The organism is Pseudomonas sp. (assembly GCF_036404235.1).
Lineage (GTDB): Bacteria > Pseudomonadota > Gammaproteobacteria > Pseudomonadales > Pseudomonadaceae > Aquipseudomonas.
In genome coordinates this window covers 1-13096 of sequence record NZ_DASWOT010000163.1, presented here as the reverse complement: position 1 = coordinate 13096, position 13096 = coordinate 1, and the positions used below count along the sequence as shown (strand labels likewise).

Below are 13096 nucleotides of genomic sequence, written 5' to 3'. Positions count from 1 at the left end.
ATATCCCCCCAACCTACCCGCGCCGCTCGTAGAAGCGCATGGCGTCGCTTCGTAGCATCCGGTCATCAGCAACGATGATCGGGCAATCGATCCTCTCCTGCTTCCTACAAAAATAATCACATCACAGGGGATGCGTTATGAGCATGAACGGAAAAACCGTGCGGGTAGCGACCGATGTCGGCGGAACATTCACCGACCTGGTCTACTTTGAACACGATCCGCTTACCGGCCAGCAAACCCTTCGCACAGCCAAGGTCGACACCACACCGCCCAATTTTGCGCAGGGCATCCTCAACGTCCTGCACAAGGCCGATGTCACGTTGAGCGAAGTGGATTTCCTGGCTCACGGCACCACGGTGGTCATTAACGCGCTGACCGAGCGCCGAGGCGTCAAGACCGGCTTGATCACCACGCGGGGTTTTCGCGACAGTCTGGAAATCGCCCGGGCCAATCGACCTGACTATTTCAACCTCAAATGGGTCAAGCCCGCACCCTTCGTCCCCCGCTATCTGCGTCGCGAAATCGGCGGGCGGCTGCAGGCCGATGGTCAAGAGCGCGAGCCGTTGGACCTGTCGGGATTAGCGAACCTTCTCGACGACTTTCGCAGCGACGGCGTCGAAGCCGTCGCGATCTGCCTGCTGCACGCCTACGCCAATCCCGCCCACGAGCAAGCAGTGCTGGAACAGGTGCAGCAACTCTGGCCGCAGGTGTCGGTGGTCGCTTCGCATCAGATCACCCGCGAATGGCGTGAATATGAACGCACCAGCACCACGGTGTTGTCCGCTTATGTGCAGCCGATTGCAGCCCGCTATCTGGACAATCTGGAGGCAGGTCTGCGGGCGGGCGGCTATCGCGCACCGCTGTACATCATGCAGTCCAACTGCGGGGTCGATACCGTGGCCCATGCACGTGACATCCCCATCACGATGGTGGAGTCGGGACCGGCCAGCGGCTTTTGGGCCGCTGCCGAACTCGGGCGGCTGATCGATGAACCCAACCTGCTGGCGCTGGACATTGGCGGCACCACCGCCAAATGTTCACTGGTGCTCAACGGCGAGGTCGCTATCAAGACTGATTACTGGATCGAGCGCGACAGGCTCAGGGCCGGCTACCCGATCATGGTGCCGGTGGTGGATCTGGTGGAAATCGGCAATGGCGGCGGCTCCATCGCCTGGGTCGACGAGTTCGACAAATTGCACGTCGGCCCCCAGTCGGCGGGCGCCCTGCCAGGTCCGGTGGCTTACGGTAACGGCGGCACACTGCTGACCACCACCGACGCCAACCTGGCGCTGGGGCGTATCAATCCCGACTACTTCTGCGGCGGTGAAATGGTTGCCGACATGGCAAGCGTGACGCGGGCGTTCTGCGAAATGAGCAAGCGCCTGGAGTTGCCTGCCGAAGAAGTGGCGCGGGGCATCGTGCGCATCGCCAACGACAACATGGTCAATGCGCTGAAACTGGTGTCCTTGAGTCGCGGCCATGATCCACGGGATTTCACCCTGATCGCCTTTGGTGGCGGCGGCGCCATGCATGCGGTAGCCCTGGCGATGGAGTTGGGCGTCAGGAAAGTCATCGTGCCACGCGGTGCTGCGGTGTTTTCCGCCTGGGGCATGACCATGTCGGACCTGAGCCGCGACCTGTTTATCAACCGTTTTGTCGAAACCGAGCGCGACGCAGCGTTGGCGCACACCCAGGTGTTTCTGGATGAATTGTGCAACGACGCCCGTGCGCAGTTTGTCAGCCAAGCCATCGTCCCCGATCAGGTTGAGCTGAGCGTTTACTGCAAGCTGCGTTACCAGAATCAGGAACACGCCGTCGAGGTGCCGTTGCTGGGCGACGAGCAGTTGCCCACCCATTGGACACAGATCGCGCAACGCTTCCACACGCTTTACGAGCAGCAATACACCTACCGCCTGAACGCGCCGCTGGAAATCATCGGCTTCCATCTGGTGGCCGTCGCCCGGATCGGCAAATTGACCCTGCAACCGCTGCCCGTCACCGGTCGCCCTCTCGACGAAGCGCGCAAGGGACATCGCGATGTGGACTTCGCACTCGAAGGTATCCACGACACCGCCCTCTACGACTACGCCCGGCTCGAACCGCATATGACGTTTTCAGGCCCCGCCATCATCGAAGACACCGGCTGCACCATCGTCGTCCACCCCGGCAACAGCGTACGTGTGGATCACCTCGGCAACCTGCATATCACAATCGGCACAGATGGAGCGGCCGCATGAGCAGACTCGACGTTTTTACCCTGGACATCATTCAAAACTCGCTACAAGCAATTGCCGACGAAATGTTCGCTGCGATGCGCAAGGCAGCGATGAGCCCGATTATTTACGAGGTGCTGGACATGGGCACCGGGATCACCGACGCACAGGGCGAAATCGCCAGTTCCGGCGCCGGTATTCCAGCGTTCGTCGGCGTTCTGGACAAAGCCATCAAGCAGATCCTGATTCATCACGCCGAACCGGATGCCATCGAGCCCGGTGATGTCTTTATCACCAATGATCCTTATTGCGGCGGCGTCACCCATCTCAACGACGTGGTGCTGGCAATGCCGGTTTTCGCCGACGGGCAGCTTGTGGCGTGGACCGCCAACATCGCGCACTGGAACGATGTCAGCGGCCAGGTGCCGGGGTCGCTGTCGACCGAGTCCACCGAGATTTTCCAGGAAGGGCTGCGCCTGGCGGCGGTCAAGCTGATCAGCAAAGACCAACCCATCGGCTCGGTGTTGCAGATCCTGCGCTCCAATACGCGCATGCCTGACTTTATGGAAGGTGATCTGTGGGCGGGGGTGGCCGCTGTGCGCGGTGGCGCTACACGCTTGCGGGCACTGACGGAAAAATACGGCACCGATGTGTTTCTGATCGCGATGCAGGACTTCATGACGCTGGGCGAAAAAGTCTCGCTGAGCGCCCTGCGTAATTTGCCAGGTGGTGACTTCCAGCAAGATGAGCGTCAGGACGACGGCAGCGTGTTCAAGGTCGCGATCCACATCAGCGACACGCAGATGATCGTCGACCTGCGCGACAACCCGGACCAGTGCGCCGGGCCGACCAACCTGAGCCGCGACGGCGCAGTGGTGGCTGCGCAAATGGCCTTCAAGGCATTGACCGCGCCGCAAGGCATCACCAATGGCGGCACGTTCCTGCCACTCAAGGTACTGACCCGTCCCGGCTCATTGTTCGATGCCCAGCCGCCCGCCGCGCAAGGCTTCTATTTCGAAAATCTGATCCGCGTGCATGACCTGATCCTGCGCTGTCTGGCGCAGCAGTTTCCAGAACGCTTGCCTGCCGGAAACTTCGCGTCAGTCTGCGCCACCATCATCGGAGGGCTGCACCCCGACACCGGGCGGATGTTCACCCTGGTCGAACCGGAAATCGGCGGTTGGGGAGCCGAGAACGGACGCGACGGTAACAACGCGATGTATAGCGGGCTGCACGGTGAAACCTATAACTGCCCCGCCGAAGTCTGTGAGGCGCGATATGGCTTATACGTCGAGCGTATGGCGCTCAATGACGAGCCCGGTGGGCACGGTCGTTTTCGTGGCGGGCGCGGCATCTGTATTGATTACCGCATCCGTTCCAACGCCAGCTTCCTGACCTGTGGCTACACCCGTTCGGTGGTGCTGCCCTGGGGGCTGGAACAGGGTGCCGATGGCTCGCCTAACTATGTCGAAGTCATCCGCCAGGACGGTACGCAGGAACGTTATGCAATGGCCAGCAGCGTGAATCTCGACGCTGGCGATCTGGTCCGGATCCGTACTGGTTCGGGCGGCGGCTACGGTCCTGCCGCCGAGCGCAACCCTGCGTCGGTGATCGACGACCTGAAAAACGACTACCTCGATGCCGAAACCGCTCGCACGGTTTACGGCGTTGTGATCTGAGGTGCAAAGCCATGGCACTCATCATCGACATGTTCCCGGAAACCGTTTACCGCCAGCGGCGCCATGCCTTGCGTCAGCGGCTCGGCGACGGGCTGGTCCTGTTGCCGGGCCACGTAGACGCCCCCGTCAACTTTGCCCACAACTGCTACCCGTTTCGACAGGATGCGACATTTAGCTACTTTTTCGGCCTCGACCGACCCGGGCTGATCGGCCTCATCGACCTGGACACCGGCGATGAGACGCTGTTTGCAGATGACCTCGTCATGAATGAGGTGATCTGGCGGGGAACAACCGTGTGCGTCGCCCACATGGCCGCCGCTTCGGGTTGCCGGGCATCCAGGCCGCTTGCCGATGTGCAGTCGGTCATTCAACTGGCCACCGATTGCGGTCGCACTGTGCATTTTCTGCCGCCGTATCGCGGCGAATCAGCGGTATTGCTCGCAAGGTTGACCGGGCTATGCCCAGACCACCTGGGCAGTGGGGCCTCTCAGGCGCTTATCCGCGCGGTAGTCGCCCTGCGTGAAATCAAGGATGACCACGAAATCGGCGAAATTGAGAGCGCCTTGCACGTGACCCACGAGATGCATCGGGTGGCGATGCAAGTCACCCGCCCCGGCGTTATGGAACGCGAAGTGGTGGCAGAGATGCGTCGGGTGCTGGGAGGCAAGGGGTTGCAGGAAGCTTACCCACCGATTTTCAGCAGGCGCGGGGAAATCCTGCACAACCTTGAACACGGCGAGCGCCTTCAGAAGGGGGACCTGGTGATCAATGACGCCGGGGCCTCCAGTGCCCAGGGCTATGCCAGCGACATTACTCGCACGCTGCCGGTGGGTGGACGTTTCCTGACGAATCAACGTGATCTGTATGAACTGCTGCACGAGGTTCAGACGTACGCCATTGGAATAATTCGTCCCGGCATTGCCTTCCGGGATGTACACCGCCTGGCTGCGCTGAAGCTGGTCGAAGGCATGACAGCGATGGGCTTCTTCAGCGCCAGCGCCCAGGACATCGTCGACTCGGGCGCCTACGCCCTGTGTTTTCCCCATGGCCTGGGGCACCAGCTCGGTCTGGATGTACATGACATGGAGTCACTGGGAGAGGACGCCGTGGGCTATGACGAGCACGTGCAGAGAAGCCCGCTGTTTGGCCTGAACAATCTGCGCCTGGGCAAGACGTTAAAGCGCGGCATGGTGCTCACCGTCGAGCCGGGCATCTACTTCATTCCTTCCCTGATCAAGCGCTGGCATGCCGAGCGTCGGCACGAGGGCCTTATCTGCTACCCGCGTTTTTTCGACTACGAGCACTTTGGCGGCATGCGTATCGAGGATGTCGTCATGGTCAGCGACAGCACCGGCAAAGTGCTGGGACCGCCTATTCCCAAACACCCCGATGAGGTCGAAGCCGCCATGTCCTGAGGGCTTGGCAACGGCTGGATCAAGACCGGCCGCCCCTACAATAACAAGAGAGTGCCATCATGAAATCGCAACGACTGACACGCCTGTCCTCATGGCTTGCGGGTGCCTTTGTGCTCGGTACGAGTACATACACCCAAGCCGAACAATTCATTGGCTTTGGCCAACCTGGCCTGCCGGGACGCTGGGCACTGGAGTCATTCCCGGTGTTCAACCGCACCAGCGACGGCGATGTACGAGCCGGGGCCAACACGGTGATGTCGTACTTTTCCGAAACCGGTTTTACCGGCACCCAGCGCGATCAATTGCAGTTCTGGGTGGGTGCCGTCCCCGGCTACGCCAGTACCAACAATGCCCGTGGCACCAGCCCTTGGGGCATCGCCTCACCGAACCTTGGCTTTGCCTATTACTACAACGTTATCGAGCCGACCAGCGAATACGGGGCCGCGGATTACCGTACGTTCTGGACCAACCCGACGCTGATGATCGAGTTCCCCAATGGCAATGACGATGTGGCGGGCTATGCCGCCGGGGCCAACCGCTATGCGGCAAGCTTCAGCCTGGCCAATTACCTGCGGCTGGGCAAGTTTGCCACCACCTTTACCCCGGCCGGCATTCACTACGCCGCCCGTAACCGTCACTCGACCGATCTGGGCAACGATACCTCAGGTCGCCTGCGCGGTGGCGTCAGCCTGTGGCTGGCCGATATCGCGGCGGGCTATCTGGTCAGCGACGATCTGTGGCTGGGCGTCCACCACGTCTACCACATCAACAACTACGCAAGGTCGGACTTCCAGACTTCGCGCGAAGGCAAAATCGGCCCCTCCATGACCTACACCGGGTTTGCCCAACAGGGGCTGTACCTCTCCGCGAATATGAACTTTGACTACTACCACAGCGCCAACCTCGCCCACTCCAACACACTGACCATGGCGCTGGTGAAGTTTTTCTGACCGCAAATCCATCAAGGACACCCCTATGGACAGCTCAATGCTGACTGCCGAGCCTCACGATATTCCGGTTTCAATTCGTTGGCTGAACCCCATTGGCTTTGCCACCTTCGACAAACCGATTGCCCAACTGCTGCACAGCATCAAGCAGCCATCGACACAGGTCGAAGTGGTCTCGTTCGACCTGCAGCCCAGCCCGACGCACCTGGAATACCGGGCGTATGAAGCACTGACCTACGAACGAACCGTTCGTATCGCCCGCGACTGTGCGCAGCAGGATATAGACGCGCTGGTGATTGGCTGTTTCTACGACCCGGCGTTGCAAGACGCCAGGGAAATATCGGGCAACAGCCTGGTCATCGCCCCGTGCCAGGCAAGCCTGCAAGTCGTGGCTAACCTGGCCAACCGCTTCTCGATCATCGTAGGTCGCAACAAGTGGATCGAGCAGATGCGGGCCAAAGTTCGTGATTATGGCGCGGCAGATCAACTGGCCTCCATGCGCCCGCTGGGCATGGGCGTCGATGAGTTTCAACGCGACCCCGCCCTCACCCGTCGCCGGATTATTGAACAGGCCCGCCTGGCCGTTGAAGAAGACGGTGCCGAAGCCATCGTCCTGGGTTGCACCATTGAATTCGGCTTTTTTGAACAGGTGCAACAGGAGATTGGGGTACCAGTCATCGACCCGGTGGTGGCGGCGTTCAAGCAGGCCGAATCACTGGCGGCAATGAAACGCCGGTTTGGCTGGTCGCCCAGCCGCGTCGGCAGTTGCGAGTCGCCGTCGGAAGCCGAGATCAAAACCTTCGGCCTGTTTCAGTCTCCGGTGCCTATCGGCAATCGCATCAAGGTCTAGCGCTCAGGATCAATCATCATGCCCCACACCCCCGAGATCACCCCAGTGGACAATGCATCCGCTGAACCTCTGTTCACCACCTCAAGGCAGGTCGGTGATGTCTTCAACGATTTCCCCTTGACCCGGGAGCACCTGAAAAGCTGTTTTGCGCTGTTCTTTGTATTCGCCATCGAGGCGTGGGAGATGATGATCATCGTCTACACCGCCCCGTTGATCGCCAAGGACTTTGAACTGGACGCCATGGCCATTGGCAACCTGATCGGTGCCATGTTTATCGGCATGATGCTGGGCTCGCTGGTCTGGGGCAAACTGGCCGAACGCCTTGGCCGCAAACACGCCATCCTCTTGAGCCTGGTGACCTATGGGGTGATTTCCTTTGCCAGCGCATTTGCCCCCAACTACGCCGCGCTCTATGGGCTACGGCTGCTGTCCGGTGTGGCAGCAGTGGGCATGATGGTGGTGACGTTTGCCCATTTTCAGGAGCTGCTGCCGGTGCGCCATCGCGGTTCGCTCTCGGTTTACCTGGCCTCGGGCTGGCCGTTCGGCATGCTGCTTGCACTCGGTGCGACGGTTTGGTTTTTGCCACTGGGCTGGCGCGCCATCATTGTTTTGAGTTCGATGGCGAGTCTGTGGGCCATTGTGGTCGCCCGCTGGGTGCCCGAGTCGCCCTACTGGCTGGCAGCTCGCGACCATCAGCCACAAGCCAGGGCAGTCATCGACAGGCTCAGTCGCGGTGCAGTCTGTGTACCCGCCGATTGCCGATTGAGCGTGGATCAAAGCGCTCAGGGCCAGCATCGTGAACTGTTCGGCGCCACGATGCTCAGAGTCAGCCTGTTGCAAATCCTCGTTAACTTTACGTTCTCGTGGGGTTACTGGGGCTTGCAAACCTGGCTACCCACACTGTTGCAGCAGCGCGGCTTGAGCCTGCCGCAAAGCTACGGTTTCATTGCCCTGTCGGCGCTGTGCATGATCCCCGGCTACATGGCCGCCTCCTGGCTGACCCACCGGCTCGGGCGTAAAAGAGTCATTGTTGGTTTTATCAGCGCCTCGGTTATCGCAGGCTATGGCTTCGCCAATGCCCAGAGCCTGGAAATGCTGTACTTGAGCAATTTCGCCCTGGCTTTCTTCAGCCTCGGCGCATGGGGCGTTTGGGGCACCTGGATCGGCGAGCTGTACCCAACCTCACTGCGTACGTTGGGCTATAGCTGGGCCATTTTCGCTCAGCGTGTGGCGAACATTCTTGCGCCATCATTGATTGGTGCTCTGGTGGCCTACGGCGCGTCTTTCAATATGACCACTACGATCATCAACGTATTCATGTTGGTCACCGTGGCACTGGCGATCTTCATTCCAGAAACCGAGGGCAAGGCCCTTCGCTAAAACACCCCTCGATAGAGTCATTTCTCACAGCCAGTCAGGAATCTGACTGGCATCCCCTTTGCCCGCGATTCTCTTTAATCCATGCCCACGCGCAGTGCCCCGAGGCATAAAGCGCGGACCTACCGCAATGGCATTCAAAAGGATATGAATCAATGGCAGACAGTCTGGTATTTCAAATGCAGCGTGGCCCCTTTCAAAACAACGGCGCCACGCCGTGGTTTTCGACAATAAGCCTGGGCACGCCCGGCCAGCCGTTGAAAATGGCGATCGACACCGGCACCAACATCACATGGACCACCTCCAGCCTTTGTCCGAAAGATCGATGCCAGCACTACAGTGCTGGCCTGTTCGACTACAAGGCCTCCAGCACCTTTTCCTTCACCGACAACCTGCAACGGCCCTACAGCTTTGGGCCGTGGGGCACCATGCAAGTAGAATCCGGGACCGACGTACTCACTGCGCCCGATGGCTCCAGCCTGACCGCGCAGCTGTTGCTCGCGGCCGATTACGCAGGCGATCAGTTCAAGCAGCTCGACTGGGACGGGGGCATCGGACTTCCCTCCAGCAGTGCCTATGTCGAGGCGCACAGTTCCTTTCTATTTCAGGAATGGCTGCAGTTGGGCCGGATCGACCCACGTCAGCCTTATGTCGCCTTCGACTGGGACGCAGACACCAAAAGCGGCACCTGCCAGATGGGCGGTGTTGACGCGTCCAAAATCAAGGGTCCGCACCTGTTCCTGCCGTGGTCTGTCTACAGCCAGCTACCGGGTGTGGAGTACATTTGGGCAACCGACCTGAAATCCTGGTCCGTGGGCGGTGAAACCCTGGCCAGCGACATCAAATTCGCCCTGGATTCAGGCTCCTCCCAATTCAAGGGCGATGACAACGTCATGCGCCAAACACTCAAGCACATTGCCCGAGGCGGACATCCGGAGGTTGTGCTGGAGTTTGCCGATGGCGAAATCACACTGGGGGCCAATCTCTACAACATCAAGGTCGAGGAAGGACCGCAGAAGGGTCAGGTCCTCCCGCAATTTACGCCTCTGGGCTTACCTGAACTGGTATTGGTCGGCTCCGTCGTGATGGAGCATTGCTACACCGTCTACGAATACCAGGTGGTTGAACGCAGCCCTAAGCTGTACTCCGTGGCACCTGTCGGCATCTGGCTGTTCAATCGCTCTCATGGCCCACAGATCATCACGCGCTCATCGGCGCGCAGCTTCGATCCAGGCCCGAGAACAGTCGCCAGCAAAAAAATCATTCTCACGCCGCCCATCCCGGTGCAATCGCGCCTGGAAACAGTCGCTGGCACCTGGAAAAACGACTACGGTTCGGTGATGACCCTGAGCGTGTCCGGCAATCAGGTGTCCGGGACCTATGAATCCTCGACGGGCTCGTCGGGCAAATACCCAGTGACGGGGTATCAATTGGAGGCGGCCGCCACGCCTGAGCACGGTCAGCCGATAGCGCTGGCCATCGAATGGCACTCCACGGGCAACGATCCCGCCGACCCTAGCTGGAACTGGTCATCGGGCCTGTGTGGCCAGATCAGCATCACCGACAAGGCGCAAGTGCTGACCCTCTCACACCTGCTGGTGGCAACCAGTGACTTTCCTGGGCTCGCCGACAGCGCAACCTACATCGACAAACTGACCTATCGCAGAGTTAGCGCCGAGCAGAACCTGTACAGCGCAGTCACGCACGACGAACCTGTACCTGACGCACTCAACGGCACCTGGGTAGCAACCGATGGCAGCGTCTTGAAACTGAGCGTTCATGCCTGCGACCAGCATCGCTTCGGTCTGGTGCGCGGTAATCTTTCATCAGTGTCCGGTGACATTGAGGTATCGGGCTTCACCGACATCAATGCGGCCGCCAGCGGGCTATCGCTGCAATCGGTCAGCCTGACGGCGGCACGAGAGTCGGCGGTCATTAGCTGGTCAGGCTCTCTGGACCGGACAAACAACCAGCTCAGTGTCATGCTGATGTCCAGTACACCGACGGCCGCCACTCACAGTTATGTGCAGACACAAATCTCAGCCCTCAGCTTCAAACGTAAGCCTGAGTAGCACATCCATCCTTCCAACCCCGTCAATGACAGCGATAAATGGACATTGCCGGGGGACTGTCCCTCACGGTCAAGTGCAAGTGTTACGACCCAGGTGCTCAGCCTGAATGGCGGATCAAGCAGCAAATGGCTAAAGGTGCGCAGCCATTCATTCGCAGTAGTCTGCTATGGTCTAGCTGCTGCGTTCCTTCTTGAGACGGTTATCCGTGCATCACGCTGTACTTCCCCACCTTTCGCAGGCAGCCATGCGGGCTGACGGTCATCCGAACAATGGACAAACAACCAGTAGAAAGTCCTCTCGCCGAACCCCAGTCTCGCGCCGAAAAAATAGTCGAATTTCGACGTCAGAAAACATTGCTCAAAACAGGCGCACTTCAAGACGCTATTTTCAATAGTGCCTACTTCTCCAGCATCGCCACAGACGAAAAAGGTGTCATCCAGATCTTCAATGTCGGTGCTGAGCGCATGCTTGGCTACCAATCCGAGGACGTGGTCAACCTGATTACCCCGGCGGATATTTCCGACCCCGCTGAGCTGATTACTCGCGCAGCGGCCCTCAGCCTGGAACTGAACACCCCCATTACGCCTGGCTTCGAAGCGTTGGTGTTCAAGGCATCGCGCGGCATCGAAGACATTTATGAGCTGACCTACATCCGCAAGGACGGCAGTCGCCTGTCAGCGATGGTGTCCGTCACCTCATTGCGCGACAGCGCCGAAACGATCATTGGCTATCTGTTGATCGGCACCGACAATACCGCACGCAAGCAGGAAGAAGCAGCGCAGGCCTTACTTGATCAACGCCTACGCGATCAACAGTTCTACACCCGCTCGTTAATCGAATCGAACATCGACGCGCTGATGATGACAGACCCCCAAGGCATCATTTCCGACGTCAACAAGCAGATGATGGCGCTGACAGGTCGAACCCGGGACGAGCTGATCGGTGCGCCGTGCAAGAACTTTTTCACCGACCCGGAGCGGGCTGACGCTGCGATCAAACGAGTGCTCAGCGAACACAAGGTCAACGATTACGAACTCACCGTACGCGCCTATAACGGTACCGAAACGGTGGTCTCCTATAACGCCGCCACCTTTCATGACCGTGACCGCAAACTGCAGGGCGTGTTTGCCGCGGCTCGGGATGTCACCGAGCGCAAACGCTTCGAACGCACGCTGGAGGAAAAAAATATTGAACTCGAACGTGCCAGCAACATGAAGTCTGAGTTCCTTGCCACCATGTCTCACGAGCTGCGCACCCCGCTCAACGCCGTAATCGGTTTCTCCGAGGCGCTCAAGGATGGGATGGTCGGCGCCATGAGCGAGACCCAGCGCGAGTACATCACTGACATCTTCACCAGCGGTCAACACTTGCTGTCGCTGATCAACGACATCCTCGACCTGTCCAAAGTCGAAGCGGGGATGATGGCGCTGGAGCTTGAACCCGTGGAGCTCGCAAGCCTGTTGAGCAACAGTTTGCTGATCGTCCGCGAGAAAGCCGCGCTGCAAAGCATTCAGTTGAAGCTGGAAACCGATACCGATTTCGGCACGCTTGAACTCGATCTGCGCAAAACCAAACAGATTATCTACAACCTGCTATCCAATGCCGTGAAGTTCAGCGAGCAAAGCGGGTCGGTGACGTTGGCTGTGCGCCGTGTACCACGTGATCAAGTGGGCACTATTAAGGGCGACTGGCCGGTGTACAGTTTTAAGATTGCCCCCAGCGACTATCCGCAGTTTCTTGAACTGAGCGTCAGCGATGACGGCCTTGGTATCGATGAGGAAGACATGAGCAAATTGTTCAAGGCTTTCAGCCAAATCGACAGCAGCCTGGCGCGCAAGTTTGATGGCACGGGCCTGGGCCTGGCCTTGGTCAAGCAACTGACCGAACTGCACGGTGGCAGTGTCGCGGCGTCCAGCCTCAAAGGCTCAGGAGCGCGTTTTGTGGCTTGGCTGCCAATCCGCCCAATCGCGGTGGAGGCGGCATGGCCAACATCCTGATCGTCGAAGACAACGCTGCCAATATGCGTCTGGCCTGCCTATTGCTGAACAATGCCGGACACAGCGTGCTCTGTGCGACCGACGCAGAAACCGGTCTGGCGTTCGCTCGTGAGCATCAGCCCGAACTGATTCTGATGGATATCCAGTTGCCTGGAATGGACGGCCTGGCAGCGACCTCACTGCTCAAACAGGACGTCCAGACCGCGGCCATTCCGGTGATTGCACTCACCGCAATGGCCATGAAGGAAGACGAAGAAAAATCTCGCCTTGCCGGCTGTGATGCCTACATCGTCAAACCTCTACGCTACCGGGAACTCTATCAGGCGATTGACACGTTGCTTAAAAACAAACGGCCTGCACAGCCCTTGCCTGAGCTCCCCTATGTCTGAAAAGACCGCCACACTATTGATCGTCGACGATGAAGTTCAGGTTCGTAAACTGCTAAGCGTCATGCTCGAGAACCAAGGGTATCGGACGCTGACCGCCCGCTCAGGAGAAGAAGCCCTGGCAATGGTCGAGCAAGAACCGCCCGATCTTATCCTGCTC

10 protein-coding genes are annotated in these 13096 nt (G+C 59.2%); all 10 read left to right on the top strand.

All coding sequences use genetic code 11. The annotated features are described in order from the left end of the window. Positions 1-137: 137 nt before the first annotated feature. Positions 138-2237: a hydantoinase/oxoprolinase family protein gene (locus VGC62_RS20425; RefSeq protein WP_331188889.1), complete on the top strand. Its 2100-nt coding sequence runs from the start codon at positions 138-140 to the stop codon at positions 2235-2237. Then, complete coding sequence (locus tag VGC62_RS20420) at positions 2234-3892, top strand: hydantoinase B/oxoprolinase family protein (RefSeq protein WP_331188888.1); 1659 nt, start codon at positions 2234-2236, stop codon at positions 3890-3892. The genes VGC62_RS20425 and VGC62_RS20420 overlap by 4 nt, the downstream gene beginning before the upstream one ends. Positions 3893-3903: 11 nt before the next feature. Continuing rightward, positions 3904-5307 carry an aminopeptidase P family protein gene (locus VGC62_RS20415; RefSeq protein ID WP_331188887.1) on the top strand — a complete coding sequence of 468 codons (1404 nt, stop codon included), beginning with the start codon at positions 3904-3906 and terminating at the stop codon, positions 5305-5307. 59 nt (positions 5308-5366) lie between these two features. Next, a complete protein-coding gene (locus tag VGC62_RS20410) occupies positions 5367-6257 on the top strand; it encodes a hypothetical protein (RefSeq protein WP_331188886.1) in 891 nt (296 codons plus the stop codon). A 25-nt stretch (positions 6258-6282) separates the two neighbouring features. Next, on the top strand, positions 6283-7104 hold the full coding sequence (locus tag VGC62_RS20405) for an aspartate/glutamate racemase family protein (protein ID WP_331188885.1): 822 nt from the start codon (positions 6283-6285) through the stop codon (positions 7102-7104). An 18-nt stretch (positions 7105-7122) separates the two neighbouring features. Then, positions 7123-8484, top strand: a complete 1362-nt coding sequence (locus tag VGC62_RS20400; RefSeq protein WP_331188884.1) for an MFS transporter — start codon at positions 7123-7125, stop codon at positions 8482-8484. Positions 8485-8636: 152 nt separating this feature from the next. Further along, the gene (locus VGC62_RS20395; RefSeq protein ID WP_331188883.1) at positions 8637-10553 is read left to right on the top strand and encodes an avidin/streptavidin family protein; all 1917 of its coding nucleotides are present in this window, start codon (positions 8637-8639) and stop codon (positions 10551-10553) included. A gap of 269 nt (positions 10554-10822) precedes the next feature. Further along, positions 10823-12550: a PAS domain-containing sensor histidine kinase gene (locus VGC62_RS20390; protein WP_331188882.1), complete on the top strand. Its 1728-nt coding sequence runs from the start codon at positions 10823-10825 to the stop codon at positions 12548-12550. After that, on the top strand, positions 12535-12939 hold the full coding sequence (locus VGC62_RS20385; protein WP_331188881.1) for a response regulator: 405 nt from the start codon (positions 12535-12537) through the stop codon (positions 12937-12939). The genes VGC62_RS20390 and VGC62_RS20385 overlap by 16 nt, the downstream gene beginning before the upstream one ends. Beyond that, a partial coding sequence (locus tag VGC62_RS20380; RefSeq protein ID WP_331188957.1) for a response regulator occupies positions 12932-13096 on the top strand: 165 nt, incomplete at its 3' end. The genes VGC62_RS20385 and VGC62_RS20380, both read left to right, overlap by 8 nt.

Bases quoted from the DNA above. Each gene is read 5' to 3' on its own strand.
- VGC62_RS20425 (WP_331188889.1), top strand. From the start codon at position 138: ATGAGCATGAACGGAAAAACCGTGCGGGTAGCGACCGATGTCGGCGGA.
- VGC62_RS20420 (WP_331188888.1), top strand. From the start codon at position 2,234: ATGAGCAGACTCGACGTTTTTACCCTGGACATCATTCAAAACTCGCTA.
- VGC62_RS20415 (WP_331188887.1), top strand. From the start codon at position 3,904: ATGGCACTCATCATCGACATGTTCCCGGAAACCGTTTACCGCCAGCGG.
- VGC62_RS20410 (WP_331188886.1), top strand. From the start codon at position 5,367: ATGAAATCGCAACGACTGACACGCCTGTCCTCATGGCTTGCGGGTGCC.
- VGC62_RS20405 (WP_331188885.1), top strand. From the start codon at position 6,283: ATGGACAGCTCAATGCTGACTGCCGAGCCTCACGATATTCCGGTTTCA.
- VGC62_RS20400 (WP_331188884.1), top strand. From the start codon at position 7,123: ATGCCCCACACCCCCGAGATCACCCCAGTGGACAATGCATCCGCTGAA.
- VGC62_RS20395 (WP_331188883.1), top strand. From the start codon at position 8,637: ATGGCAGACAGTCTGGTATTTCAAATGCAGCGTGGCCCCTTTCAAAAC.
- VGC62_RS20390 (WP_331188882.1), top strand. From the start codon at position 10,823: ATGGACAAACAACCAGTAGAAAGTCCTCTCGCCGAACCCCAGTCTCGC.
- VGC62_RS20385 (WP_331188881.1), top strand. From the start codon at position 12,535: ATGGCCAACATCCTGATCGTCGAAGACAACGCTGCCAATATGCGTCTG.